A 25,899-nucleotide genomic window follows, 5' to 3' on the forward strand; every position below is an offset into this window, starting at 1 on the left:
CGCGACTGGCCCCGGTGGGCCCCGAGGCAGCGTCCAGAGGCGCGTCACCGGACGCGCCGCCTCCTGCGCGGGATGCTGGTCTTCGCTCTCGTCACCGTGCTCGCTCTGCTGGGGCTCGGCATCGGCGGTGTCTGGTGGGCGACCAATCACTACGGCGACCAAGTCACCAGGATCCCCCACGCGTTCCCGGACAGCTCCCGGCCGCCCAAGGCGGAGGGAGCCAAGGGGACCACCTTCCTGCTGGCCGGAGTCGACAGCCGCTCCCGCGAGCCGACCACCGGACGCGATGCCACTACGCGGCTGTGGAAGTACGGGGCGCAGCGCAGCGACACGTTGATGCTGGTGCATCTCGGTCCCGGCGAGCGCACGGCGTCCACGGTGTCCATCCCCCGGGACAGCTGGGTGCCCATCCCCGGCCACGGGTCCGCGAAGATCAATGCCGCGTTCTCCTGGGGTGGTCCGCCCCTGCTCATCCAGACGGTGGAGCAGCTCACCGGGACCCGTGTCGACCACTTCGGCGTCATCGACTGGTACGGGTTCAGGTCCCTCACGGACGCAGTCGGAGGAGTACCCGTCACCGTCCCGGAAGACTCCTACGACACGGAGCAGCACCGGCATTTCACGGCCGGCACCCACACCATGGACGGCGAGGAGGCGCTGGCGTACGTCCGGCAGCGCCACGGTCTGCCCGGCGGCGAGCTGGACCGGATCAAACGGCAGCAGCAGTTCCTGCGCAGCCTGGTCGGCGAGGTGCGCGGCGAGGTCGGCGTCACCGATCCGCTCGGGACCGCTCGCATGCTCGACGCGATCACCCGAACGGTGAGCGTGGACGACGGGATGTCCAACGGCGAACTGCGCGACCTGGCGCTCGGCCTGCGCCACCTGAATACCTCGGACACTTCCTTCGCCACCGCGCCGATCGTCCGGTCCGAGATGATCCGAGGGCAGTATGCCCTGATCCTGGACAGGGAGAAGCTGCGGGCACTGTGTCGCGCGGTCGAGACGGAACACCCGCCCCGCACCGGGAAGTGAGCCACGCGATGAGCCTGCGGCACTCTGCGAGCCGGGTTCCCACCGGGCGCGCGACGCGGGAGGCGCCCTCGCACGGTGCCCCCGCAGAGACGGACCGGTCGGGGATGGACGAATCGGGGAAGGATGACTCCGGGACGGAGGCTGCCGGAACGGGCAGGCCCGCGCGGGGGCTGTTGCCAGGCGTGAGCTTCAGCGCGCTGGCTCAGGCGGCGCCGCTGCTCACCAATCTGGCACTCACGCCTTACCTCATCCGCCATCTGGGCCTCGACCGGTTCGGCGTCTGGTCGCTGATCCTGGTCTTCCTTGCCACGCTCACCGTGCTGGACGGAGGTATCGGCGCGTCCCTGGCCCGCTTCCACGCCTACCACGGCGCGCACGGCGACCGGGAGGGCACTGGACGGCTGGTGGTCGGGTCGCTCGCGGTCTTCGTCGTGCTGGGCGTGCTGGTCACAGGCGTGTGCCTGCTGCTCGCTCCCACGATCACCTCCGCCCTGGACGTACCGCCCAGGCTGCGGGGTGAGGCGCAACAGCTGTTGCTGGCCCTCGGCCCCCTGCTCGCCCTGGCCCTGGCCTCCAATTCCGCCATCGCGCTGCTGCAGGCGAACGCCCGATTCGGCTCTCTGGCGGCCGTCAGCGGGGGGGCGTGTCTGGCCTACGGCGTGGCCGTGATCGTGCTGATCGATCACGGCCAGGATCTGCCGCTGCTCGCGGTGCTGACGGCTGGCAGATATCTGTTCGTGACGGTCGTCGGCCTCTGCGCCGGGGCGCGGCACATCCGCGTCCGGAGACCGCTGCTCCCCCCGCGGGCCGAGCGCCGTGACTTCGTCGGTTACGCCACCCGGATGCAGCTGTCCGGTTTCACGGTCTTCCTCAACGGAGAGATCGACGCCTTGGTGATCGCCGCGCTGCTGCCGGTGCGCTACGTCGGCATCTATGCCGCCGGCTATCAGGCCGCAACGGCCCTGCGCAGCCTTCCGCTGTACGCCTTCCCGCCGGTCCTCACCCGCATGACACAGGTTTATGCCCTGCGCGGGCTCACGGGCGTGGTGCGGGAGTTCCATGTCCTGCAGGCCCGCTGGCTGCCTGCCGTCCTCACCTATGGGGTCGTGACGACCACGGCGGTGGGGCTCGCGGTCCAAGTGTGGCTCGGCACCGGGCTCGCCCTCAGCGGAGCTGTCGCCGCTGTCCTGCTGGCCGGATACGTGGTACAGGTGGCGCTCACCGGCGTACGGACCTGTTTCGTGCGGGCGATCGGTCGGCCTGGGTACGAGACGCGCTATTCCTGGTGCGCGTCAGCGGTGAACCTCGCCCTCACCGTTCCACTGACGCTGCTGTTCGGGGTCATCGGCGTGGTCCTGGCGACCGCGATCGGGCTCATGGTCGGTTCGCTGTACTTCGTCGTCCTGTGCCGACGGCTGGCGGGACTGCGGGAGCAGCGGCTGCCAAGGCGGTGGCTGCCGGCGACCGTGCTGGCCGCGGTCATGGCCTGTCTCGGGGACCTGCTGATACTGCGGCTGGGATGGCACGGAGCGCTGCCGCTGCTGCTGGCCGGCCTCCCCGTGCTCGTCGGCCTTGCCGCCGCCTCGGCCCTGATGCTGCGCGAGGTCGCGGCCCACCGCGTCCCGGAGTAGGACTGTCAGTGAGGAAGCCCGGAGGAGAATTGTCGGTGGAGAGGGAGGCCCCCATGAACCCCGTCGTCGCACAAGGGTCCGGTGCCTCCCGGGCCAGACGCGTTCTGATCCTTGCCCAGCTGGATGGCTTCGCCAACAGCGTCAAACCCCTGGCCATCGAGCGGTTCCTGAGGGAACGCGGTCACGATGTGCACTTGGTGGACACCAACTGCCTGGCCAGGGCTTCCAGCAAGGCGGGGTCCCTCGGACGGAAACTGCCGGGGTCCCTGCGGCCCGCCCGGCTCACGCTCTACGCCAACGACGTGGCGTCCAAGGTGCTCACTCGCCGATGGCTGTTCGGGCGCCGCCATCTGTCGTACTACGTGCTGCTTGCCGATCACCATCTGCGGCGCCACATCCTCGCCGACCGGCTGGAACTCGACGACTACGACCTCGTCATCTGTGAAACCCCTTATGACGCCGGGGTGCTGACCACCAGTACGTCGGCCGAGACCCTGTACGACTGTCCCAACCCCTGGGCCGACGAAGTGTTCTACGAAAGCCGGCTCACGGACAGGCAGCACAGGAGGTTCCGCAGCTGGGAGCGGCGCTTCCTGGAGGACATGGAGCACCTGTCCTTCTCGTGGGAGTCCTACGGCCGGTATGCCAGAGAGCACTACGGGATCAGCGGACGGAATTTCCTTCAGCTCAACTGGGGGTGTACACCGTCGGCGGAGCGGTCCCGCTTCGCCGATCCGCCGCGGGTGGTCTATCTCGGTTCGCTCAGCTCACAGTTCATCGACGTCCCGCTGCTGGCACGCCTGAGCCGGCGTTATCCGTACATCGACGTGTACGGAGGGCCGCCGCCCGATCCGGCCCTTGGCCTGAACTACCGCGGCTACGCGTCGCCCGACGTGCTGCGCCAGTACCAGTTCGGGCTGATCACGTGTACCAGGGACCTGCTGCGCCGGGAGGGTTTCTCGGCCAAGCACCTGCACTACCTGGCGCACGGCCTTCCCGTCCTCGTCCCCGAATGGCGGCGCCACCTTGACCTGCTGCGCGGATCCGTTCCCTACACCGAGGAGTCGTTCGCGTCGGTTGTCGACGGACTCGGAGACGAGGACCGGTGGCTGCGGGTCAGTGACGAGGCGTACGAGCAAGCACGGTTGCTGGACTGGAACCGGACGCTGCAACCCCTGGAGCGGCTGCTCGACGAACGGCCGCGGGCACGAGCACGGCGGTGACGAGGGCGAAGGTCAGGGAATTGCTGATGCTGAACGACCAGGGGCGTTCCAGGATCGAGGCGAGCAGGACGGGCAGCAGCACGCTCGCGGCGACGGGGAAGCCGGCGAAGCCGCCCCTGAGCAGCAGGCAGAGCAGCAACAGGAGGAAGAGAGCGAGGCCGACGAACCCGCCCGCGTACAGGACGTCGATCCACTGGTTGTGCAGCGACGGCGAGACGGCGGCGGGGATCTCGCCCGCGTGGTATTTGGTCGGCCACGCCTTGCCGCCGAATCCCAGGAGGGGCGATCTGTGCAGCTCGTCCCTGGCCATGTCCCAGATGGTGGCGCGGTCCCCGAGGCTGTCGGCATTCGGGTGGCGCAAGGGGGTGGCGAGGCCGATGGCGGCCGCCGCACCCAGGACCGGCACGCCGAACAGGACGCGTCCGAGCGACACACGTGCGGCGCCGTCCGCCGCTTCCTCCGGGAGTCTCGGGCGCAGGATCATCATGAAGGCCACGACTGCGACGGCGGTGATGTCGGCCAGCCTGCTTCCGGTGGCGACTGCCACGAAGGCGACATAGCACGCCAGGAGGATCCGCACGCCTCCACGCAGCCCCAGCCAGACGAAGGGGATGCCGGCGATCAGCAACAGGCTGAAGATGTTCTCGTTGGTGAAGACGCCTGCGTAGAGGACCCCCAGCGGGCCGCACGGGTTGTCGGCCCGGCACTCCCGCATGACGGTGGCCGGCTCGATGAGTGCCTGGACCCCGCCCAGAACCGTGGACAGCAGGACGACGGCCGCCGCGCCCAGCAACGCCGGGCGCCCCGGACGGGCGACGGCCGCCGCAAGAAGGGCCACCAGCAGGGCGATCTGTCTGGGCGTGAGGAACTGCTGTCCGTGGAGGGCGTCGGAGAAGGCGAGCAGCAGGACGAGCAGGCACGCGATGAGTGGCGCGACATTGATCCGCGCGTGGGCGGAGAGCAGCCGGTGGAGGACGAACGCCACGCACCCGGCGAGCATGATGGTGTTGGCCACCGACCCGATCTGGTTCACCCACTGGGGGAACCCGGTCACCACTTCACCCAGTGGGTCGAGCCGTTCCGGCCGGCCCGAGTTCATCACGTAGACGACGGTCGGAACATTGGCCAGCACGCCGACCAGGAAGACCATGGTCGATGTAAGGTCCCAGTCCCCGAAGGCGCGGGCGCGCCGGAGAGCCACCGTTGCCGGTATCAGTGACAACAGGGCCAAGATCCCCATGACCATTGCTATATCGGCCTGTTGCTGTGTCATACGTTGCCTCGCCGCCTATTCGTGGCGCCAGCCCGGCGCGGGACCCGCGGCCTCTGCCGCCCACCGCTCGCGATCGGACGCCCGCACATGTTCCGGACGGTCCGGTTCCCCGGGCGGCTGCCAGTCGGCGGACGCCTCGGCTCGTGCCCCGGTGAGGACGGCACCGCGTACCCGCGCGTGGACCGCCGAGAGGGAGCCGAGGGCGCGGAGGGCGACGTCGTGGTGTGTCTTCCCGGTCAGGACGACGAAGAGCACGCCCTCCGTCACAGAGGCGAGTGCGGCCGCGTCGGCGAAAGGCAGCAGTGGTGGGCTGTCCACCACTACGAGATCCGCGTCCGCCTCGAGGGCGTGCACCACCTGTGCCATGTCCGGTGAGGACAGGAGCGTGCTCGGGTCCGCCGTGGCGGGGCCGCTCGGCAGGACTCGTATGTGCCCGTCCCCCCAGCTCTCCAGGGCGTCGTAGAGCGGGGTCCTGCCGGTGAGGACACCGGTGAGTCCGGGGGTACCGTGCAGGCCCAGGTCCTTCGCAAGGCGTGGCCGGCGTAGATCTGCTTCCAGGAGAATGACGCGCTGCCCGGTGCGGGCGACGTTCGTCGCCAGATCGATCGCGGTCTGCGTTCTTCCCTCTCCGGGCAGTGCGCTGCTGATGAGCAGCGAGTTCGGCATGCGGTCCCCGTCACTGAACCGAAGACGGGTGCGGAGCAGGCTCAGTGCTTCCGCCCGCCAGGTCGCGCCGGCACGCGATCCGCTGTTCTTGTGGCGTCGGTCGGGCGGGGGAACGGCGCCCACCGTGGTGAGGTTCAGGTGGCTGCTGACATCGTCGGCCGAGCGGATGGTGGTGTCGAGTGCGCGGCGCAGCACGGCACCACCGACACCTACGACGCCCCCGACGAGCAGGCCGATGGCCACATTCAGCGCCGGACGCGGGCTCGTCGGAGTGGAGGGAGGCTGGGCTCCCCCGACGACACTGGCCTTGACCAGCGGCTGGGTGCCTATCGCGGACCCCTCGACGGCGACGATGTACTTCGTGAACTGAGCCGCGGTCTCATCGGCGATCGACTGCGCCCGGGCGGCTGAGGAGTCGTTCACCCGGATGTTGATCAGGGTCGTGTCGAGCGGGGCCTGTGCGCTGATCTTCCTCGCGAGACGCCCCGGAGTCGTGTGCAGGTCGAGCTCGTTGATGACGCGGTCGAGGACTGCGGGGCTGCTGACGATGCGGGTGTAGGACTTGACCCGCTGCTGGGTGAACAGGCCGCCCTGGTAGGCGTTCGCGCTGTCCTTGTCGCCAGTGGCGATGAAGAGCTGAGCGGTCGCTGTGTAGGTGCGGGGCATCAGGGCGGTCACGGTGAGGGCCCCTGCGAGTCCGAGTAGAACACACACCGTGACGAACAGCCACCGTTGGCGCAGCGCGGCGATGTAGTCGTGGAGATCCATGGAGGCTCCTCCGTGCGGGCCGTTCCGCCCGCTCTTGACGTCGTCCGACTGAGGCAGGAATATGGGATTTACGGTGTAAATGTACGATATCAGCATACAGCTGGACCAGAAACCATGGATCGTCACCTGGATCGCTGTGCGGTCACCCCCTACGGCCGAGGAGCCGGAAGCTCCCGGGTCCGTGTCTTCGAGTGGCTGGACCGCGTCGGCACGGACTTCACCGTCAGCAGCTATCTGTCCCTGCCCGACGCCGCTGCCTCTCGCCTCGCACACCACCCCGTGTCCCTGGCCCGGGCGGAACTGAGACTGGGCGCCATCGCGAGCGCCCGACCCCGACGGCTTCTGCTGCACCGGGAGGCGTCTCCGCTCAGCCGGGGTTGGTGGGAACGGCGACTGCTGAGGAGCGCGGAACTCGCCGTGTACGACTTCGACGACGCACTGCAATGGGACCGGGGCGAGGGCGGTCTCGTCCGCAGGCTCGCCCCCAAGGCCGACAAGGTGCGGGTGGCTGTCCGCCATGCGGACCGGGTCATCGCGGGCAACGCCGTCCTGGCGGACTGGGCATCTCAGCACCATCGCGACGTCCTGGTGATCCCGAGTTGCGTGGCGCTGGAGGACTACATGCGCAAAACCTCGTACGTGCTGAACGACCCACCTCGGCTCGGCTGGATCGGTTCGCCCCACAACGAGGCGTTTCTGCGGCTGATCGCCGGAGCGCTTACGGAGGTTCACCGGCGCACAGGCGCGCGGCTGACCCTCGTGGGCACCACCACACCGTCTCTCGGCGGCCTGGAGTCCTTCATCGACCGGGTCGCCTGGAGCCCGGACAGTCAGCGTACGGAGCTGGCCGCCATGGACATCGGCCTGATGCCGCTGCCGACGAACTCCTACAGCCTCGGCAAATGCGGTTACAAGCTGCTCCAGTACGCTGCCGCCGGGCTGCCCGCCGTGGCCAGCCCGCTGGGCGTCAACGCCGATCTGCTGACCGAGTTCGGCCTGCCCGCTCCACAGACCCAGGACGAATGGACCACCGCGATCCTCGGCCTGATCTCTTCCCCCGCGGCCACCCGGGAACGGCTCGGACGGACCGCCCGGGAGATCACCGGCCAAAGGTACTCGTACGACGCGTGGCTGCCCCGCTGGGCCGCTGCCCTGGAGCTCGGACCGGTGACGCTGTGAGGCCGGGAACGCGTGCCATCCCGGCCGCCGACATCGTGATCGTGAACTGGAACGCCGGCCGGCATCTGCGGGAGTGCCTCCGCTCGATCGTGCGAACCGACCGGTCGTTGCTGCGGGTGGCGCGGATCGTGGTCGTCGACAACGCCTCCACCGACAGCTCTCTGAACGAACTGACCGCCGGCGACATCCCGCTCGACGTGGTGCGCAACTCCCACAACCGGGGCTTCGCCACCGCCTGCAACCAGGGCGCCGCCCGGGGGTACAGCGACTTCCTGCTCTTCCTCAACCCGGACACGCAGCTGTATCCCGACACTCTGCGCGCTGTCGGTGGCCTCCTCGGCACCCCGGCCGCGGAGGGCGTCGGCATCTGGGGCGGGCGCATGGTCGACGAGCGGGGTGAACCGGCGATCTCCTGCTCACGCTTCCCGAGCCTGCGCATCTTCTTCGGGAAGATGACCGGCCTCGACCGGCTGGCGCCGGCGCTCTTCCCGCCCCACCACCTGCTGCCCGCGGAAACCACCGTGTCGGGCCCCGTCGACCAGGTCATCGGCGCCTTCTTCCTGCTGCGCCGCTCGCTCTTCGAGGAGCTGGGCGGCTTCGACGAGCGCTACTTCCTCTATTTCGAGGAGACGGATCTCGCGCTACGGGCCCGTCGACGCGGCCGACGCTCGTACTACGTCCATCAGGCCCGGGTCCACCACATCGGCCAGGTGAGTTCCGCCCAGCTGGGCGGCAGGCGGCTGCGCCACTCCCTGTGCAGCCGCACCCGGTACGCGTTCCGGTACTGGTCCCGGTCCCATGCCTGGCTGCTGGTGGCCCTGACCCTGACGGTCGAACTGGCCACCAGGCTCGGCAGGGCCGTGCTTCGCAGAAGTCTGTCCGAATGCGGGGCCACCCTCGGCGGATACGGGGGATATCTGCGCTGGCTCTGCACGGTCGCCGCCCATGTGCTCGAACGCAGGTTTCTTCAGGCGACGACAACATCCCCGACTCCGGCCCCACCTGCCGTATCCGCCCGGACAACGGACTCGACCAAGGACCACCTCCATGCCTCTCACTGACCACAAAGCCCGAACCGACCACACCCGCCGACAGGTTGTGCCGCCCATGAGCGACGTGCCTCTCGCTCCCGCGCTCCGGACCCTGGACGTGGCCGTCGCCCTGACGCTGCTGCTCCTCTTCTCGCCGCTGCTGGTGCTGCTGGTACTGCTGGTCATCACCACGAGCGGCCGGCCGGTGCTGTTCCGGCAGGAGCGGATAGGCGAGGGCGGGCGAATGTTCACCCTCTACAAGTTCCGCAGCATGAGGAACGGCTGCGCGGGCCCCGGAGTCACCGGCGGCTCGGACCCGCGGGTGACGCGTCTGGGGCAGCTGATGCGCCGGCTGAGTCTGGACGAGCTTCCGCAGCTGTGGAACGTGCTGCGCGGGGACATGACCCTGGTCGGCCCCAGACCAGAGGTACCGGACCTCGCCCGCCGCTATCCACCGGAACACCAGTGGGTGTTCCGGCACCGCCCCGGGCTCACCGGGCCGTGCCAGCTGCGGTCGCGCGCGTACGCCGCGCAGCTCGACGGCCGGCCCGATCCGGAGGGCTACTACCTGACGGAGCTCGTTCCCCTGCGTACGGCCATGGACGCGGAGTTCCTGGCCCAGGCCACCGTGCCGAACGTGCTGCGGTTCATCGCGCTGACCATCCGGTACCTACTGTCCTGCGTTCTGGACGGGATCGGGCGGCGCCACCGTGCGCCGCGCGGCGTCCCGGGAGGCGGGTTCTGATGCGCGCCGTGGTGACCGGCGCGGCCGGGTTCATCGGTTCGCACCTGTGCGAACACCTGCTGTCCTGTGGGGACGAGGTCATGGGCATCGACGCCATGACGGACTTCTACGAGCCCGCGCGCAAGCGGCGCAACCTGGCCCGGCTGGTGGGCCGGGACCGCTTTGCCTTCCACGAGGGCGATCTGCTGGACCTGCCCCTTCAGCAGCTGTTCGCCGAGGCGGACACCGTTTACCACCTCGCGGGTCAGCCCGGTGTCCGCGGTTCCTGGGGAGCGGAGTTCGCCGTCTACCTCGAACGCAACGTCCTGGTCACCCAGCGGATACTGGAGACGGCCCGGGACACCGGACTGCGCCGGCTGGTCTTCGCGTCCAGCTCGTCGGTCTACGGGGACGCGGAGGCGTATCCGACCCCGGAGACGGTACGTCCCCGGCCCGTTTCCCCGTACGGCGTCACGAAACTCGCTGCGGAACAGCTGTGCGAGACCTATCGCACTGTCTTCGGCGTCCCGGCGGTCTCCCTGCGGCTGTTCAGCGTGTACGGTCCCCGGCAGCGTCCCGACATGGCGTTCTCGCGGCTGGTCGCGGCTGCCTGTGAGCATCGGCCCTTCCCGCTCTACGGAGACGGTGGGCAGAGCCGTGACTTCACCTACGTCGGGGACGTGGTGACGGCCTTGCGCGGGGCCGCTCTCTCCTCGTGGACCGGTGTCGCCAACCTCGGCGGCGGCAGCGAGGTGACGATGAATCAGGTCATCACGTTGCTCGGGAAGCTGACCGAGCCGGTGAACGTGGTGTCGGGGCCCGCACGGCCGGGCGACGCCCGGCGTACCCGGGCCGACATCACCGTGGCGCGAGACGCTTTCGGCTACCGGCCCGGTACGGACATCCGTACCGGACTCGCCACGATGGTGCGGGCCGAGCAGGCGTCCCGGCAGCTCTGGCCCGAGGAACATCGCGTCGGGGGACGGCGGTGACGCGCTCGCCCGTCCGACCTCATGGCGACACGCTGATCCGGCGTCAGGCGGGCACCTGCGCCCCTCGGTAGTAGTCGATGATCTCCTGGGCCGACATCTCCCGGTCCCTCTTGCGTCCGAGGAAGTAGAAGGCCGAAGCGTCGTCCGCCGCATAGCTCGGCGGGACGAGGCGGTCGAGCGCGCGCAGCCAGAACAGCAGCCCACGTACCGCGCGGCCCGCGAGGGCGGAGCGCGTCAGGCCCCGGACCACGTGGTCGACGCTCCACAGCAGTTGGGTGCCCGGGCCTGCGACGGAGCCGGCGGCGAGTTCCTCGAAGCGCCGGAAGAGATAGCGGTGGCCACTGGCGGTGTAGCGCGTGAAGTCGTGGGCGCCGGCGTGCACCTGTTGCAGGAACGGCGTCTCCGCGTAGACGAGCCCGCCGTCCTTCAGGACCCGGTGGGTCTCGGCAACGACCAGGGCGGGATCGAGTACGTGCTCCAGTACGGCCTGCGCCAGCACCGCGTCGACGCTTCCTGTGGGAAGCGGAATCTGGTGGGCGTCCGCGATGAACTGGGTCACCGGGCTGCCGACGATGTCGAATCCGATCACCTGGACACGCGGATCGCGGTAGATCGCGCTCACACCGTTGCCGACCGTGGCCCCGCCGACGACGAGCAGCCTCGGGGTGGGGCCGAGCAGGCTCCGCAGCAGCAGATCGATGTTCCGGGCCGCGACACGGTTGGGCGGCTTCCAGATGCGGCGCAGGGGGGTGGGAAGCCGTTGCGCCAGCCCGGGGGGTTTCGGCCCCCCGGCCTTCGCACGGTCGGCCGCCGCGACCACTTCCTCTCGATCCACGACGCTGCGCTCGAAGTCGACGAGGACCGGCCACGGCCCGGCCATCGGGAAGGGCATGGCGGCGTGGTAGGGGCAGGCGGGCGCACTGCAATTGAACCCGCCGGGCTTCGCCACCAGGGCCGACCGGCAACGCGGACACACCAGCAGCTGCTTGATCCAATCCAGTTCGCCCAGGGCCATGCGCGTTCCTCTGACGACGGGGAGCCTCCTGCGGCCCAGTATCGGAGTCCCGCTGGGCTGCGGCATCCCGAGCCCTCGTGCGGGCACCTGCCGCGCCTGTCAGCATTTGGGGGCAATTGACCTGAAGTGTGAGGGGGTGGATGATGGTGTATGTATACGACGTACATTTACGAGATTTCCGCCTGGTGGTGATCGATGATGCGGAACGGGACCCACGTTCCCGCGGCGGGCCGGCCGGACGGCACGGCCGTCGGCTGGCCCGCGACGCCCCCACAGGTGGCGCCGAAGGAAGTGCTGTGCGTACCGCCGGCCCTGCCCCGAATCAAGGTCCTCCACGTCATCACCCGCTTCGTTGCGGGCGCCGGTGGCAACACCCTGCTGTCGGCAGAGGGAATGGACCCCGAGCGGTACGAGGTGTGGATCGCCGGGGTCCCGGGCGGCAGCCTCTGGGAGCGGGCCCGCGCCGCCGGCGTCGGCACAGTCGAGATTCCAGGGTTCCGACACACCCTGACCCCCGTGGACCTGCTGGTGCTGTGGCGGCTCGTGCGGCTCATCCGGCGCGAGCGGTTCACCATCGTTCACACGCACTCGGGCAAGGGCGGATTCCTGGGGCGGTCGGCTGCGAGGCTGTGTCGCACGCCGGTCGTGGTGCACACCTTCCACGGCTTCAGCTTTCACCCGTACATGTCCCACACCAGGCGCACGGCGTACCGCTGGCTGGAGCGGGCGACGCGCCGCTTCACCCACCGGTTCCTCGCCGTTGCGCCACGCGTGGCACGGGAGGCGGTCGAAGAGCATCTGGCCCCGCCGGGCCATGTCCACGTCGTGCCCTCGGCCGTGGACCTGGGGCAGATCCCCGAGCGGTTCGACCCCGTCGCGCGCCGTGTGCTCGGCGTACCCCGCGAGACGGCTCTCGTCGGCACCGTCGGCCGGATCGACTCTCAAAAGGCACCCCTGGACTTCATCCGCATGGCGGCCGCGATCCGTGCCCGGCACCCCGGCACCGCGTTCGTCATGATCGGCGACGGGCCGCTGGAGGGCGAGGCCCGACGGCTCGCCGCGGACCTGGACGTCGACGTGATCTTCACCGGGCACCGGCCGGACGCCTCCTGGCTGGTGGCCGCCCTGGACGTCTTCGTGATGACGTCGCTGCACGAAGGCCTCGGCCGGGCCCTCACCGAGGCGCTGGCCGCTGCCCGCCCGGTCGTCGTCACTGCCGTGAACGGGGTGCCCGATCTGGTGGAGCCCGGCGCCACCGGTCTGCTGGCGATGCCCGCCGACCCGGGTGGGCTGGCCCACGCGGTCGGCTGGATGCTCGACCATCCGCGCGAGGCGGCAGCCATGGGGGTGCAGGGGCGTGAGCGGGTGCGCGGGGCCTTCACACCGGAGGCGATGTGCACTGCCATCGATGCCTGTTATCGCGAACTCCTGGGGCTTCCCCACCGAACCGAGGTGTGGTCATGACACCGTGCGCGCTCATTCGGGAGAGCGTGGGCCGGGACACGGCGAACTGGTCCAGGGCACTCACCTTCCGGGAACGCCACACCAACCTCCGGCCGAGCGGACGGAGAGCGCTGGAAGTGGGCGACGGCGGAACGTACGGCAACCTCTCCCTGTGGCATGCCGTGGCCCTGCAGCGTGCCGCGGTCCGCAACATGTGGGCGCTGAGGGCCGACGGCGAACTGTGGTTCGCGGAAGGAATGCGAGGCAGCCGGCTGCACGAGGCTCTGCGCAATCACTTCGGCCGGGGTCGAAGAGGGTGGCGCTACCTCTCCTTGAGCCAGCTTGACCCGCTGCTGTCACCGTTCGAAGGCTTCGACGTCGCGGAGTTCGGGTTTCTCGGCCTGTGTGGGCGTTCGGAGAAGCAGCGCCGCGCCCTCGGGGTGGTGGACCGGGTCGTCTGCGAACGCTTCGTACCGGAACTCTCCCGCTACCTCCTCACCTGTGGCGCCCGTAAGGGCCCGGCCCCCTGACCTGCGAATTGACAGCGCCGGCCCCGGAGGGACACGACACACCTCGTCGACCATCGCGCTCCACGGAGACCATCATGCACCTGACAGTCATAGGCACCGGATACGTCGGAGCGGTCCACGCCGCCTGCATGGCGGACATCGGGCACGATGTCCTCGGCGTCGACATCGACGCGGAGCGGATCGCCGCGCTCACCAGCGGCAGACCCCCCTTCTACGAGCCCGGCCTGTCCGAGATGCTCATGAAGGCGGTGGACACGGGCAGGCTACGCTTCACCACCTCACTGACCGAGGCCGCCTGGTTCGGTGACACGCACTTCATCTGCGTCGGTACTCCGCAGAGCTCCGCATCGGGAGCCGCCGACCTGCGCCACGTCGAGGCCGCCGTCGACGGTCTGGCGCCCTATCTGAAAGACGATTTGTACGAGCGGGCCCTGGTGGTCGGCAAGTCCACGGTGCCGGTCGGTACGGCGGACCGGCTGACCGAGCGGCTGCACGCGGCCGCTCCGCACGCCGAGCTCGCCTGGAACCCGGAATTCCTCCGCGAGGGCTGCGCGGTCCGCGACACCCTGCGGCCGGAACGCATCGTGGTGGGCGCCCGTTCGGAGCAGGCCGAGGCACGGCTGAGGGAACTCTACGCACCTCTGCTGGACGCCGGCACCCCGTTCATCGGCACCGACCCGGCCACCGCCGAACTGGTCAAGCTGGCATCGAACTCCTTCCTCGCCACCAAGATCTCCTTCATCAACGCCATGGCCGAGATCTGCGACGCCACGGGCGCCGACGTACTTACCCTCGCCGAGGCGATGGGCCGGGACTCGCGCATCGGCCCCCGTTTCCTGGCTCCCGGTCTCGGCTTCGGCGGCAGCTGTCTGCCCAAGGACATCCGGGCCTTCACCGCCCGTGCGGAGGAGTTCGGCCTGGGCGACTCGGTGGCCTTCCTTCGTCAGGTCGACGAGATCAACACACGGCAGCGCCTGCGCACCGTCGACCTCGCTCAGCGGCTCGTCGGCGGGTCCTTTCCGGACCGGAGCGTCGCGGTGCTGGGGGCTGCCTTCAAACCTCACAGCGACGATGTACGGGACTCGCCGGCGCTCGCCGTCGCGGACGAGATCCGGCGCCGTGGCGCCCGGGTCCGCGTCCACGACCCCGAGGCGGTCGACAACGCGAGGGCGGCCCACCCCGCGCTCCAGTTCGCTCTGGACGTGGCCAAGGCGTGCGAGCAGGCCGACCTCGTCCTGCACCTCACCGAATGGCCGCAGTACCGGGAACTCGACCCCGCCGCCCTCGCCACGGTGGTGCGCACCCCGGCCATCGTCGACGCGCGCAACACCCTCGACCCGGCGGCCTGGCGCTCGGCGGGATGGACGCTGCGCGCGCTGGGCCGCCCGCGGCTCGACTGACCGGGAGGAGGAGCCATGCGCGTCGTCGTATCCGGTGGAAGCGGCTTCCTGGGATCGCATCTGTGCGAAGCACTGCTGCACAGAGGCGACAGCGTGCGCTGCCTGGACAACTTCTCCTCGGGCCGATCGGCCAACATCGCTCATCTCCTGCGTGAGCCCGGCTTCGACTGCACGGCCTGCGATGTCACGGTCCCCTTCAGGTCCTCCGGGGACGTGGACGCCGTCGTACATCTCGCGAGTCCCGCGTCGCCGTTCGACTACGGCCGTCTTCCGCTGGAGACGCTGGCCACCGGCAGCCGGGGTACCGAGAACCTGCTGCGGCTGGCCGTCCGGCACAGCGCGCGTTTCGTCCTGGCGTCCACCAGCGAGGTCTACGGCGACCCCCAGGTGCACCCCCAGGACGAGGAGTACTGGGGGAACGTCAATCCCATCGGACCCCGCAGCGTCTACGACGAGGCCAAGCGCTTCGCCGAGGCCCTCTCCATGGCGTACCGGCGCAGCCAGGGCGCCGACGTCGGGATCGTCCGGATCTTCAACACCTACGGTCCCCGCATGCGTGCGCAGGACGGCCGGGTGGTCTCCAGCTTCATCCGACAGGCCCTGGAGGAGGAACCCTTGACCGTGTTCGGCGACGGCAGCCAGACCCGGAGCTTCTGCTACGTCGACGACATGGTCCGCGGCCTGCTGGCCATGATCGACGCGGATCTGCCGGGCCCGTTCAACCTCGGCAATCCGACGGAGAGGACGGTGCGGGAGCTCGCCGAACTGGTGCTGTCGATCACCGGATCGGGCAGCGGACTGAGCTTCCTGCCGCTGCCCGCCGACGACCCGGTCCGCCGGCGCCCCGTCATCACCCGTGCCCGCCAAGGGCTCGGCTGGCATCCGCGGGTGCCCCTGGAAGAAGGGCTGCGGCACACCATCGACTGGTTCCTGTCACAGCCGGACACGCTCGTACGACCCCGGGAGCGATCCCGAGTGGGGCGGCCATCATGAAAGCACTCGTACTGTGCGGGGGAGCGGGCACCCGGCTCCGCCCGATCACCCACACCTCGGCGAAGCAACTGGTACCGGTGGCCAACAAACCGGTGCTGTTCTACGGTCTGGAGGCCATCGCCGCCGCCGGTGTCACGGAGACAGGCATCGTGGTCGGGGACACCGAGCGGGAGATCCGCGAGGCGGTCGGCGACGGTTCCCGGTTCGGCCTGGACGTGACCTACCTGCCGCAGGACGCCCCCCTCGGACTCGCCCACGCCGTCCTGATCTCCCGGGACTTCCTGGCCGACGACGACTTCGTGATGTACCTCGGCGACAACTTCATCGTCGGAGGGATCTCCGGCGTGGTCGAGGACTTCCGCCGTGAGCGGCCCGACGCGGCGATCCTGCTGACCCGTGTGCCCGAACCCACCGCCTTCGGGATCGCCGAACTCGACGCGGCGGGCCACGTGGTGGGACTCGAGGAGAAACCGCAGCGGCCCAAGAGCGATCTGGCACTGGTCGGCGTCTATCTCTTCTCTCCCACCGTGCACGAGGCCGTACGAGCCATCGGGCCGTCCCGGCGCGGCGAGCTGGAGATCACGGACGCCCTTCAGTGGCTGATCGAGAAGGGCCGTGACGTACGTTCCACGACGATCTCCGGGTACTGGAAGGACACGGGAAACGTCACCGACATGCTGGAGGTGAACCGCTCCGTTCTGGAAACGGTCGAACCGGGGATCGACGGCAGCGTGGACGGGGCGAGTGAGATCATCGGCCGCGTCAGGATCGAGGACGGCGCCAAGGTGTTCGGCAGCCGTGTCGTCGGCCCGGCCGTCATCGGTGCCGGCACCGTGATCGCCGACTCCTACGTCGGACCGTTCACCTCGATCGCCGAGGACTGCCGCATCGAGGAGAGCGAGATCGAGTACTCGATCGTGCTGCGGCGGGCGTCCATCGTCGGCATGCGGAGGATCGAGGTCTCGCTGATCGGCCACAACGTCGAGGTGACCCCCGCCCCCCGCACACCCTCCGTGCACCGGCTGGTGCTCGGCGACCACAGCAAAGTGCAGATCCCGTCATGACCACGACCCGCATTCTGGTCACCGGTGGAGCAGGGTTCATCGGCTCCCACTACGTCCGCACGCTGCTCGGCCCGGACGGCCCGCCCGACGTGGCGGTCACCGTGCTCGACAAACTCACCTACGCAGGCAACCCCGCGAACCTGGACGAGATCCGTGACGCGGACGGCTTCGCCTTCGTGCAAGGAGACATCTGCGATCCGGAACTCGTCGGCAAGCTGGTCTCCGAGCACGACCAGGTGGTGCACTTCGCCGCCGAGTCGCATGTCGACCGGTCCATCCTCGACGCCGACGCGTTCATCCGCACGAACGTGCTCGGTACGCAGACCCTGCTGGACGCGGCCCTGCGCCACGGCCTCGGCACCTTCGTCCACATCTCCTCCGACGAGGTGTACGGCTCGATCGGCCGGGGCTCCTGGCCGGAGACCGACCCGCTGCGGCCCAACTCGCCCTACGCCGCCTCCAAGGCCTCGTCCGACCTCCTCGCGCTGGCCCACCACCGCACCCACGGCCTCGACATACGCGTCACCCGGTGCTCGAACAACTACGGCCACCACCAGTTCCCCGAGAAGGTCATCCCCCTCTTCATCACACATCTGCTGGACGGCATACCTGTACCGCTCTACGGCGACGGACTGAACGTCCGGGACTGGATCCACATCGACGACCATGTGCGGGCTGTCGAGCTCGTCCGTACAGGCGGACGCCCCGGCGAGGTCTACAACATCGGCGGCGGCAACGAACTGTCCAACCGGGAACTGACCGAACTGCTCCTGCGCGAGTGCGGCGCCGACTGGGACATGGTCACGTTCGTCGAGGACCGCAAGGGCCACGATCGCCGCTACTCGGTCGACTTCGCGAAGATTCGCGGGGAACTCGGCTACGCACCGCGAAAGGAACTGGCCACGGGGCTCGCGGAGACCGTCGACTGGTACCGCACGCACCGCTCCTGGTGGGAGCCGCTGCGCCGGCGGGCCGAAAGGGAGGCGTCATGACCTGCGAGTGGTTTGTCACCGGAGCGGACGGCATGCTGGGCCGGGAACTCGTCTCCCGTCTGAAGGCCCGCAAGGCGGACATCGTTGCCCTCGGCCACCACGGGCTGGACATCACCGACGGCGACGCCGTACGCGCGGCCCTGGACCGGTACCGTCCCGCGGTCGTGGCGAACTGCGCCGCGTGGACGGACGTGGACGCGGCGGAGTCCCACGAGGCGGAGGCGCTCGACGTGAACGGTCACGGCCCGGCCCATCTCGCCGCGGCCTGCCGTGTCCACGGCACGGTGCTGCTCCATGTCTCGACCGACTATGTGTTCTCCGGTGACAGCGACAGGCCGTACTGGGAGACGGACACCCCGGCCCCGCGCACCGCGTACGGGCGGACCAAGCTCGTCGGGGAACAGGCCGTCCTGACGGCTCTTCCCGAGACCGGCCACGTGGTCCGTACGGCTTGGCTGTACGGGGCGGGAGGCGGAAACTTCGTCCAGTCCGTGATCAGGCTGGAAGCGGCCCAGGACGCCCTCTACGTCGTCGACGACCAGCTTGGGCAGCCCACATGGACCGGGGACGTCGCCGACCGGTTGATCCTGCTGGGGAACTGCGCGCGGGCGGATACCGCGCCGCCCGGCGTGTACCACGCGACCAACAGCGGTCAGGCGACCTGGAACCGCCTCGCGCGTGAGGTGTTCCGGCTGCTGGGCGCGGACCCGGCAAGGGTGCACCCCATCTCCAGCGCCACCCTGCCGCGTCCCGCTCCTCGCCCCGCGTACAGCGTTCTCGGTCACAGCCGCTGGTCCGATGCCGGGGTGCCGACGCCGCGTCACTGGTGCTATGCCCTGGTGGAGGCGTTCCCCGAGCTACGGGACGCCGAACGCAGGCGGTGGGCACGGCACGCCGCGTAGGCGGGCAGCAGCCCACCGCGCTCGGCCTCGATGAGCGTGGGCGCGGCGGCGTCCTTGTCGGACAGCAGTGGGGGCCGGTCGACGGGCCACTCGATCCCGAGCGACGCGTCCAGCGGATGGATGCCGTGCTCGCGTCGCGGAGCGTATCCCTCGGAGCAGAGGTAGACGACGGTGCTCTCGGCGGTGAGCGCCATGAAAGCGTGCCCGAGGCCCTCGGAGAGGAAGACACAGCGGTGAGTGCCGTCGTCGAGCCGTACCGCGTCCCACTGTCCGAAGGTGGGCGAGCCGGTGCGGATGTCGGCCACGACATCGAGGACGGCACCGCGGACGCACGTCACGTACTTGGCTTGCCCAGGTGGCACGTCGGCGTAGTGGACACCGCGTACGACACCGCGCCGCGACACCGAGCAGTTGGCCTGGGCGAGCCGGAGATCCGCACCGACGGCCTCGTGGAAGGCATCGCCGTCGAACCACTCGACAAAGGAGCCCCGGTGGTCGGCGAAGACCCGGGTCTCGTGAACCCATGCTCCATCGATGCTCAACGGCCTCATGCTTCCAGGATCGCCGTATCCTGGAAGAGCGGCAAAGCGTACGACGGCGTAATTCCGATCATGAGTACACCCATTGAGGATTACGCCCTCATCAGTGACCTCGAAACCGCCGCCATGGTCGGCAGGAACGGGTCCATCGACTGGCTGTGCCTGCCACGATTCGATTCCCCCGCCTGTATGGCCGCTCTGCTGGGCACGGAGGACAACGGATTCTGGCGGGTCTCTCCCGTCGCCCGCGGTCCCTGTACGCGCCGGGCCTACCGCCCGGACACGCTCGTACTGGAATCGCGGTGGGACAGCGCAACCGGGTCGGTGCGGGTCACCGATTTCATGCCGCCCCGTACTCGGCTGCCGTGCATCGTCCGCGTGGTCGAAGGTCTCTCGGGTTCCGTGACCATGCGCAGCGAACTGCGGTTGCGTTTCCACCAGGGCCGCGTCGTGCCGTGGATCCGCGTCACCGACCGCTGCACCGTCGCCGTCGCCGGGCCGGACGCCGTCTGGCTGAACGCCGACGCCCCGGTGAGAGCGGCCGACAGCCACGACGGCGCGGTCCCCGCGGTCCGCGACTCGACGGTTCTCGACTTCACCGTCCCGGCCGGCCGACGGGTGGCTCTGACACTGGTGTGGTCGCCGTCGCATCTGGCGGAGCTGCCCGCACCGCTGGGCGTCCCGACGGAGACAATTCTGAAGGAGACCGGCGACTTCTGGCGGCGCTGGGCCGGCCGATGCCGCTATGAGGGGCCGTGGCGGGATGCCGTGGTGCGCTCGCTGATCACGCTGAAGGCGCTCACCTACGCGCCCACGGGCGGCATCGTCGCGGCGCCGACGACCTCGCTTCCCGGCTGCATCGGCGGCGAACGCAACTGGGACCACCGGTTCTGCTGGCTGCGCGATTCCGCCCTGACCCTGTCCTGCCTGCTGCGCAGCGGCTACCGGGACGAGGCGGCGGCATGGCTGGACTGGCTGGTGCGGGCCATCGCGGGAGACCCCGCCGACCTGCAGACCGTGTACGGCGTCGGGGGCCAGCGGCTTCTGCCGGAGAGTGAGGCGCCGTGGCTGACCGGTTACGAGGGGTCGCGGCCGGTCCGGTTCGGCAACTCCGCCGTGAGCCAGTTCCAGCTGGACGTGTACGGCGAAGTTCTGGACACGCTCCATCTGTCGCTGCGGGCGGGCATCCCCATGCCGACGCACGTGTGGAGTCTGGTGGAGGCGTTGATGGGCCACCTCCACCGGCACTGGCGTGAGCCGGATCAGGGGTTGTGGCAGGTCCGCGGGCCGCGGCGCCAGTTCGTGCATTCCAAGGTCATGGCGTGGGTGGCCGCCGACCGCGCCCTGCGGATGGGAAAGCTGCTCGGCAGGAACGGGTCCTCGGGCGAGTGGCGGGCCATGCGGGACGAGGTGCACCGGCAGGTGTGCCAGGAGGGCTGGGACGTGGAGCAGCGGTCCTTCGTGCAGTCCTACGGCTCGTCGGCCCTCGACGCCTCGGCTCTGCTGATTCCCCGGCTCGGCTTCCTGCCTGCCCGGGACGAGAGGGTGCTCGGTACCGTCCGCGCGATGCGGGAACTGGATCACGGCGGGTTTGTGCGGCGGTACGCGCCCAACGGCCAAGGGGCGCACGACAGCCAGGGCGTGCACGACGGCCAGGGCGTGCACAGCGTGGACGGCATGCACGGTACCGAGGGCACGTTCGTGGCGTGCTCCCTGTGGTACGCCGACGCCCTCGCCGCGACCGGCCATGCGGAACAGGCCCGGGATGCCTTCGAGAGGGTTCTCGACATCCGCAATGACGTCGGTCTGCTCTCGGAGCAGTGGGATCCGGACGCGGGCCGGCAACTGGGCAACGCGCCGCAGGCGTTCAGCCATATCGCTCTGGTGGAGACGGCCTTCGCCCTGTCATCGCCACCATCCCCGCGTCCCCGTGGTCTCAGCTGATCTGCCGCAGGGCGAAGCGTTCCGAGAGCGCGGTCAACGTCTCGTTGAGCCGGTCGATGTCCTCGTCGGAGTGAAGCGCCGTGATCTGGATGCGCAAGCCGACAAGGTCGTGAGGGACGAGAGGGTAGGCCGCGAGCGTCACATAGATGCCGTGGTCCCACAGGAATCCGGCGACCGCTCCCAGGTCCGACGCGTTGACGAGCGGGATTTCGACGATCGGCAGCCGATGGACACTCGGCGTGTCCAGACCGAGGCCGAGGACGTGATCGAGCACCCGTACGGTCTTGCGGTGCAGATCGGCGCGGATCGCGTCCCCACGGCGGTCGTTGACCTCCAGACCGGCGAGCGTCGTGGCGAGGGAGGCGGTCGGCGAGGGGCCGGAGAACAGATAGGGAGCCGCAGCGGTCTTCAGATGGTTCTTGAGCCAAGTGGGCAGTGCGATGAAGGCCAGCATCGAGGAGTAAGCGTTGGAGAAGCCGCCGACGAGCACGATGCCGTCGTAGGTCTCGCCCATGTGCCGGACCACGCCGTTGCCGCGGGACCCGTAGGGGCACAGCTCGTCCGCCTTCCGCTCCCCGATGACGCCGAAACCGTGTGTGTCGTCGATGTACAGCGTCGCGCCCCGGTCCCGGCAGACGCCGACCAGTTCGGGCAGGGCAGGCATGTTTCCCGTCATGCGGTCGACGCCGTCCAGGCAGACAAGCCGGGACCTGCCGGACGGTACGGCCCGCAGCAGATCGTCGAGCTGGTCCGGCCGGTCGGCGTGGAACCGCTGCAGCGTCGCCCCCTGGCCCTGGGCCGACACACATCCGTCATACACCGTCCGGTGCGCCGTGGCCTCGACGAACACGTACCCCTGGCCGGTGAGGACGGGGATCACCGAGGCGTGGATCAGGTTGGACGTGGGCAGGAGCAGCGTGTCCGGCGCCCCGAGCAGCCCGGTGAGCCTCTCCTCGATCTCGAGGTAGAGCCGTGGGCTGCCGAGCAGCCGGGGCCAGCTGGGGTGCGTTCCCCAGTGACGGACGGCGGGCTCGATCGCGCCGATGATCTCGGGGCCCCAGTCGAAGCCGAGGTAGTTGCAGGAGGCGAAGTCGATCAGCCAGTGATCTCCGCTGCGGATGTGCCGGCCGAGCACTTCGTCCATGACCGCGTCGCTCATGGGGCTCGTCTGCCGCAGGTGCTCGAGGTCGCCCCAGCGTGGATCACGCCGTGTTCGCGGGGGTTCGGCGGCGGTGGTTCCGGGCTTGGCCGTGCGCTCCTCGCGCTCCTCGTCCGCCGCTGTCCGGTCGTCCGCGCCCGGCTCGCCTCCGACGGGCCGGGTTCCGCCCGGTGCCGTGCGCGCTCGTATGCCTCGGGGCCCCCGTGCCGCCGCGCCGCTGTCTCGCGGCGACGACTGGGCTTCGTTGCGCTGCCGCAGGACGACTTCGCTCTGTGCCACCGTCATCGGCCGTGCGAACAGATATCCCTGCCCGAACCGGCAGCCGATACCGGCCAGCAGTTCGCGCTGGGCCGGCTCCTCGATTCCCTCGGCGATCACCTCAAGGCCGAGCGTGTCGGCTATGTGGACGATCCCCTCGACGAGTGCCACCTGCTGGGGATCCCGCGTGATGTCGTCGATGAATGTCTTGTCGATCTTGAGTACGTCGAGGGGGAATTCCCGGAGATAGCGCAGCGAGGAGAATCCGGTGCCGAAGGCGTCGACGGCGATGCGTACGCCGAGGTCTTTCAGCGCCCGTATGAGCGCGTCGATCTGGTCGTCCCGCTGTATGAGCACCGACTCGGTGAGCTCCAGCTGCAGCGAGCCCGGTACCAGGCCCGGTGTGTCGAGCGCCTTGCCCACCTCGTCCAGAAAGCCCGCGTCCCGGAACTGGCGGGCGGACACATTGACGCTGAGGTACGGCGGCGCCGACCGCTGGGTCTGGTGCTGCAGGCGCGCGATGTCGGACGAGGCCTTCTGCAGGACCCAGGCGCCCAGCAGCGTGATGTGTCCGGTCTCCTCGGCAAGGGAGATGAACTGCTGCGGCGGGAGCAGACCGCGCCGGGTGTGCTCCCAGCGGGCCAGTGCCTCGAAGCCGACGACATCGCCCACGATGATGTCCACGACCGGCTGGTACCGCAGGGCGAACTCCTCCCTGGCGATCGCGCGGTCCAGGTGCGCCTGCAGGTCGTGCCGTTCCATCATGCGGACACGCAACTGGGACTGGAAGCGGCGCCACTGGCGCTTCCCCGCGGCCTTGGCCGCGTACAGGGCCAGATCGGCGTGGGCCAGCAGTTCCTCGGCGTCCTCGCTGTCCATCGCCGTGGCCACGCCCACGCTGGCCGAGACGCTCACCGAATCCTCGGACAACTGGAAGGGCCGGTTGAGGGTATGGATCACCTGCGCGGCCAACAGCTCGGCATCGAGGGGTTGCTTCGCGTCCTCCATCAGCACCGCGAACTCGTCACCGCCCAGTCGCGCCGCGGTGTCGGTGCGGCGCAGCGTCTCCGACAGGCGCTCTCCCACGGCGCCGAGGAGCCGGTCGCCGACCGAGTGGCCCAGCGTGTCGTTGACGAGCTTGAAGTCGTCCAGGTCGATGAAGAGCAGGCAGGTGAGAGTCGACTCGCGGCGGCCGCGCAGCATCGCGCGCTCGGTCCGCTCCAGCAGCAGCGTCCGGTTGGGCAGGCCGGTCAGTGGATCGTGAAAGGCCCGCTGCGTGAGTTCATGCTCCAGTTGGCGCTGTTCGGTCACGTCCCGCAGCGTGACGACAGTGCCGTTGACGGTCTTGTCGTGCCGCAGGTCGCGGCACCGCACCTCCACCTCGATGCGCCCGCTGTCACGTAACACCCACCAGTGGTCATGAGCCTCCTGTCGCCCGCTGTCCCGCATGGCCGTCAGTGCCCGGTTCGCCCGATGGCGATCCCGGGGGTCCACCAGTTCCCGCAGCGCCGTACCGATCAGCCGGTCGATGCCGAACATGGCTTCCGCGGAGGGACTGGCATACCGAACGGTGGTGTCGTCGTCGACGATGAGGATGACGTCCGAGGCGTTGTGCACCAGTGTGCGAAAGTACGCCTCGCTCTCCTTCCGAGTGATCTCCTGCCGGAGCCCGATGCGTTCCGTCGCCAGCCCCGCGTGCGAGGCCAGGATCTCCAGCGAGCCGCGCATGTCGGTGAGCCGACGCTCGGGTCCCGCCACCAGCAGCACGCCCGGAAGCTCACAGCCGGCCGGCCGGTCGGATTGGATCATGGGGCACAGCAGTGCAGTCGGCAGATCACCGAGTTCGGTGGCGATGCGCGGCCCGAGCGCGGCGACGGGGACCATGAGCGTGTGGTGGAGGGCGAGGCCGTCCGGCCCGTCCTCGGGGGTCGCACCGGTGCCCGTGACGGGCCCGTCGCCGGGTCTGTCGGGGGACCGGTCCTGGAGCGCGTACAGGTCCTGGGCCTGCTTGGCCGACAGCAGCATGGACCCGTGCCGGACCTTCGGCCCGAACAGTGAGGTGACCGCCGTGTCGCAGGACTGCGCGATCTCCTGCGGTCTTTCCGCCGCCACCAGTGAAGCGGTCGCGGCGCGCAGTGCCAGTTCACGCGCCACGGCCTTGCGGTGGGCCACGATCATGCCCCCGAGACGGAAGATCACCAACAGGAACAGGGCACTGGAGAAGGCCGCGAACCCCGTCGTGTCGGAAACGGTGCCCACCTGCCCCTCGTAGAGCAGGATCCCGGGCGCGACCAGTGTGGCCGCGGCGAGCAGCACGAGCCGGGGCCACGGCGGGCGCAGTGAGTGCGGCTGAGACACGGACGCGGTCAGCGCCGCCATGGAGGGGTGCAGCGCTGCCAGCCCCCACGCCGCGTAGAGGACGATCCAACCGGAGTCCAGCAGCGTGCCGGCCCGCCGTGCCCCGTTGAGCTGGAGGATCCCGTAGGCGATGTCGAGACCGAGCAGCGTGACCGTGCCGAGGACGAGGAGCTGCACGGCGCGGTTGCCGCCGGGAAGCGGGGTGGGGGCGAGCAGCCGGGCCAGCATCGCCAGCAGCAGTACGTCGCCGAGCGGGTAGGCGATGCTGATCGCGCGCTGCTGCCAGCTCAGGCCCTCCAGCCGGTCGGGCGGCCGCACGAGATAGACCCAGACCGGCAGGGCGAGTCCGGCGGTGATGATCAGCGCGTCCAGCAGGCTGGGCAGGTCACGGTCCACCCAGCGGTACCGGACGAGGCCGAACAGTCCAGCCGCCAGGAGTGGGTACACGGCGAGATGGCACGCGTCCGCCAGCGAGGGGAACGGATGGGGTGCGCGGAAGTACGCCTCCTGCGCGTTGTAGTAGGTATCGCCCGCGGACAAGGCCAACAGCCCGGCGGCCAGCATCCACCAGGGCCAGCGGTGCGCGGGCCGGTGGATGTGTGCTCCGGTGAGGATGGCGGCGGCACCGGCCAGCCCGATCACAGGCCAGAGCGGGGCGCGTGCCGCGGGGGTGGTCATGTACAGGCTGGTGGCGATCCCGACCAACGCGATGTACACGGCCATCAGCCGGTGGGCCAGCAGCAACGCCAAGCGCCTCCCTGCGTTGAAGGGCACCGGGCCGCC

The 25,899-nt window shown here is 69.6% G+C and carries 20 protein-coding genes; 15 read left to right on the top strand and 5 right to left on the bottom strand.

Annotated elements, in window-relative coordinates; translation table 11 throughout:
* The first annotated feature begins 72 nt into the window (after positions 1 to 72).
* From M8J73_RS38230 to M8J73_RS38240, 3 genes are all read left to right on the top strand, one after another.
* The gene (locus M8J73_RS38230; protein WP_063799139.1) at positions 73 to 1,032 is read left to right on the top strand and encodes an LCP family protein; all 960 of its coding nucleotides are present in this window, start codon (positions 73 to 75) and stop codon (positions 1,030 to 1,032) included.
* Positions 1,033 to 1,214: 182 nt separating this feature from the next.
* The gene (locus M8J73_RS38235) at positions 1,215 to 2,663 is read left to right on the top strand and encodes an oligosaccharide flippase family protein (protein ID WP_055536800.1); all 1,449 of its coding nucleotides are present in this window, start codon (positions 1,215 to 1,217) and stop codon (positions 2,661 to 2,663) included.
* A gap of 53 nt (positions 2,664 to 2,716) precedes the next feature.
* The gene (locus M8J73_RS38240) at positions 2,717 to 3,886 is read left to right on the top strand and encodes a glycosyltransferase family protein (protein ID WP_107423890.1); all 1,170 of its coding nucleotides are present in this window, start codon (positions 2,717 to 2,719) and stop codon (positions 3,884 to 3,886) included.
* Here the strand turns inward: M8J73_RS38240 and M8J73_RS38245 are convergent.
* Positions 3,780 to 5,126, bottom strand: a complete 1,347-nt coding sequence (locus tag M8J73_RS38245; RefSeq protein WP_157873027.1) for an O-antigen ligase family protein — start codon at positions 5,124 to 5,126, stop codon at positions 3,780 to 3,782. The genes M8J73_RS38240 and M8J73_RS38245 overlap by 107 nt on opposite strands.
* A gap of 48 nt (positions 5,127 to 5,174) precedes the next feature.
* On the bottom strand, positions 5,175 to 6,593 hold the full coding sequence (locus M8J73_RS38250) for a tyrosine-protein kinase domain-containing protein (protein WP_055536802.1): 1,419 nt from the start codon (positions 6,591 to 6,593) through the stop codon (positions 5,175 to 5,177).
* A 114-nt stretch (positions 6,594 to 6,707) separates the two neighbouring features.
* On the opposite strand from M8J73_RS38250, the gene M8J73_RS38255 reads away from it, so the two are divergent.
* From M8J73_RS38255 to M8J73_RS38270, 4 genes are read left to right on the top strand one after another with little or no spacing between them, the layout of a single operon-like run.
* The gene (locus M8J73_RS38255) at positions 6,708 to 7,772 is read left to right on the top strand and encodes a glycosyltransferase family 4 protein (protein ID WP_055536803.1); all 1,065 of its coding nucleotides are present in this window, start codon (positions 6,708 to 6,710) and stop codon (positions 7,770 to 7,772) included.
* Complete coding sequence (locus M8J73_RS38260; RefSeq protein ID WP_055536804.1) at positions 7,769 to 8,833, top strand: glycosyltransferase family 2 protein; 1,065 nt, start codon at positions 7,769 to 7,771, stop codon at positions 8,831 to 8,833. The genes M8J73_RS38255 and M8J73_RS38260 overlap by 4 nt, the downstream gene beginning before the upstream one ends.
* A gap of 46 nt (positions 8,834 to 8,879) precedes the next feature.
* Positions 8,880 to 9,548, top strand: coding sequence for a sugar transferase (locus M8J73_RS38265; protein ID WP_055536805.1), 669 nt, complete (start codon positions 8,880 to 8,882; stop codon positions 9,546 to 9,548).
* Positions 9,548 to 10,519 (top strand): NAD-dependent epimerase/dehydratase family protein, encoded by a 972-nt coding sequence (locus tag M8J73_RS38270; protein WP_055536806.1) that lies wholly within the window; start codon positions 9,548 to 9,550, stop codon positions 10,517 to 10,519. Before M8J73_RS38265 ends, M8J73_RS38270 begins: the two co-directional genes overlap by 1 nt.
* A 43-nt stretch (positions 10,520 to 10,562) precedes the next feature.
* Here M8J73_RS38270 and M8J73_RS38275 read toward each other — a convergent pair whose 3' ends face one another.
* Positions 10,563 to 11,534: a class I SAM-dependent methyltransferase gene (locus tag M8J73_RS38275; RefSeq protein WP_055536807.1), complete on the bottom strand. Its 972-nt coding sequence runs from the start codon at positions 11,532 to 11,534 to the stop codon at positions 10,563 to 10,565.
* 195 nt (positions 11,535 to 11,729) lie between these two features.
* Between M8J73_RS38275 and M8J73_RS38280 the strand changes: the two genes are divergently transcribed.
* The 7 genes from M8J73_RS38280 to rfbD all read left to right on the top strand — a co-directional run bounded on the left by M8J73_RS38280 (position 11,730) and on the right by rfbD (position 18,858).
* A complete protein-coding gene (locus tag M8J73_RS38280) occupies positions 11,730 to 12,998 on the top strand; it encodes a glycosyltransferase (protein WP_055536808.1) in 1,269 nt (422 codons plus the stop codon).
* A complete protein-coding gene (locus M8J73_RS38285) occupies positions 12,995 to 13,507 on the top strand; it encodes a hypothetical protein (protein ID WP_157873029.1) in 513 nt (170 codons plus the stop codon). Before M8J73_RS38280 ends, M8J73_RS38285 begins: the two co-directional genes overlap by 4 nt.
* A 74-nt stretch (positions 13,508 to 13,581) precedes the next feature.
* Positions 13,582 to 14,907 carry a UDP-glucose dehydrogenase family protein gene (locus M8J73_RS38290; protein WP_063799140.1) on the top strand — a complete coding sequence of 442 codons (1,326 nt, stop codon included), beginning with the start codon at positions 13,582 to 13,584 and terminating at the stop codon, positions 14,905 to 14,907.
* A gap of 15 nt (positions 14,908 to 14,922) precedes the next feature.
* Positions 14,923 to 15,900: a UDP-glucuronic acid decarboxylase family protein gene (locus tag M8J73_RS38295; protein ID WP_079054643.1), complete on the top strand. Its 978-nt coding sequence runs from the start codon at positions 14,923 to 14,925 to the stop codon at positions 15,898 to 15,900.
* Positions 15,897 to 16,964, top strand: coding sequence for a glucose-1-phosphate thymidylyltransferase (locus M8J73_RS38300; RefSeq protein WP_055536810.1), 1,068 nt, complete (start codon positions 15,897 to 15,899; stop codon positions 16,962 to 16,964). The genes M8J73_RS38295 and M8J73_RS38300 overlap by 4 nt, the downstream gene beginning before the upstream one ends.
* A complete protein-coding gene (gene rfbB / locus M8J73_RS38305) occupies positions 16,961 to 17,956 on the top strand; it encodes a dTDP-glucose 4,6-dehydratase (RefSeq protein ID WP_055536811.1) in 996 nt (331 codons plus the stop codon). The genes M8J73_RS38300 and rfbB overlap by 4 nt, the downstream gene beginning before the upstream one ends.
* On the top strand, positions 17,953 to 18,858 hold the full coding sequence (rfbD, locus tag M8J73_RS38310; RefSeq protein ID WP_055536812.1) for a dTDP-4-dehydrorhamnose reductase: 906 nt from the start codon (positions 17,953 to 17,955) through the stop codon (positions 18,856 to 18,858). The genes rfbB and rfbD overlap by 4 nt, the downstream gene beginning before the upstream one ends.
* On the opposite strand, the gene rfbC is transcribed toward rfbD, so the two are convergent.
* Positions 18,786 to 19,409, bottom strand: coding sequence for a dTDP-4-dehydrorhamnose 3,5-epimerase (gene rfbC, locus M8J73_RS38315; RefSeq protein ID WP_055536813.1), 624 nt, complete (start codon positions 19,407 to 19,409; stop codon positions 18,786 to 18,788). The genes rfbD and rfbC overlap by 73 nt on opposite strands.
* 60 nt (positions 19,410 to 19,469) lie before the next feature.
* Between rfbC and M8J73_RS38320 the strand changes: the two genes are divergently transcribed.
* Complete coding sequence (locus M8J73_RS38320) at positions 19,470 to 21,341, top strand: glycoside hydrolase family 15 protein (protein WP_055536814.1); 1,872 nt, start codon at positions 19,470 to 19,472, stop codon at positions 21,339 to 21,341.
* On the opposite strand, the gene M8J73_RS38325 is transcribed toward M8J73_RS38320, so the two are convergent.
* A complete protein-coding gene (locus tag M8J73_RS38325) occupies positions 21,334 to 25,839 on the bottom strand; it encodes an aminotransferase class I/II-fold pyridoxal phosphate-dependent enzyme (protein WP_055536819.1) in 4,506 nt (1,501 codons plus the stop codon). The genes M8J73_RS38320 and M8J73_RS38325 overlap by 8 nt on opposite strands.
* Positions 25,840 to 25,899: the final 60 nt, after the last annotated feature.

The organism is Streptomyces neyagawaensis (assembly GCF_023516595.1).
Taxonomy (GTDB): Bacteria; Actinomycetota; Actinomycetes; order Streptomycetales; family Streptomycetaceae; genus Streptomyces; species Streptomyces neyagawaensis.

Coding starts and splice junctions, on each gene's coding strand:
- M8J73_RS38230 (WP_063799139.1), top strand. CDS start 73: ATGCTGGTCTTCGCTCTCGTCACCGTGCTCGCTCTGCTGGGGCTCGGC.
- M8J73_RS38240 (WP_107423890.1), top strand. CDS start 2,717: ATGAACCCCGTCGTCGCACAAGGGTCCGGTGCCTCCCGGGCCAGACGC.
- M8J73_RS38265 (WP_055536805.1), top strand. CDS start 8,880: ATGAGCGACGTGCCTCTCGCTCCCGCGCTCCGGACCCTGGACGTGGCC.
- M8J73_RS38325 (WP_055536819.1), bottom strand. CDS start 25,839: ATGGCCGTGTACATCGCGTTGGTCGGGATCGCCACCAGCCTGTACATG.
- M8J73_RS38245 (WP_157873027.1), bottom strand. CDS start 5,126: ATGGGGATCTTGGCCCTGTTGTCACTGATACCGGCAACGGTGGCTCTC.
- M8J73_RS38295 (WP_079054643.1), top strand. CDS start 14,923: ATGCGCGTCGTCGTATCCGGTGGAAGCGGCTTCCTGGGATCGCATCTG.
- M8J73_RS38300 (WP_055536810.1), top strand. CDS start 15,897: ATGAAAGCACTCGTACTGTGCGGGGGAGCGGGCACCCGGCTCCGCCCG.
- M8J73_RS38285 (WP_157873029.1), top strand. CDS start 12,995: ATGACACCGTGCGCGCTCATTCGGGAGAGCGTGGGCCGGGACACGGCG.
- M8J73_RS38250 (WP_055536802.1), bottom strand. CDS start 6,593: ATGGATCTCCACGACTACATCGCCGCGCTGCGCCAACGGTGGCTGTTC.
- M8J73_RS38270 (WP_055536806.1), top strand. CDS start 9,548: ATGCGCGCCGTGGTGACCGGCGCGGCCGGGTTCATCGGTTCGCACCTG.
- rfbB (WP_055536811.1), top strand. CDS start 16,961: ATGACCACGACCCGCATTCTGGTCACCGGTGGAGCAGGGTTCATCGGC.
- M8J73_RS38275 (WP_055536807.1), bottom strand. CDS start 11,534: ATGGCCCTGGGCGAACTGGATTGGATCAAGCAGCTGCTGGTGTGTCCG.
- M8J73_RS38290 (WP_063799140.1), top strand. CDS start 13,582: ATGCACCTGACAGTCATAGGCACCGGATACGTCGGAGCGGTCCACGCC.
- M8J73_RS38320 (WP_055536814.1), top strand. CDS start 19,470: ATGAGTACACCCATTGAGGATTACGCCCTCATCAGTGACCTCGAAACC.
- M8J73_RS38255 (WP_055536803.1), top strand. CDS start 6,708: ATGGATCGTCACCTGGATCGCTGTGCGGTCACCCCCTACGGCCGAGGA.
- rfbC (WP_055536813.1), bottom strand. CDS start 19,409: ATGAGGCCGTTGAGCATCGATGGAGCATGGGTTCACGAGACCCGGGTC.
- M8J73_RS38280 (WP_055536808.1), top strand. CDS start 11,730: ATGATGCGGAACGGGACCCACGTTCCCGCGGCGGGCCGGCCGGACGGC.
- rfbD (WP_055536812.1), top strand. CDS start 17,953: ATGACCTGCGAGTGGTTTGTCACCGGAGCGGACGGCATGCTGGGCCGG.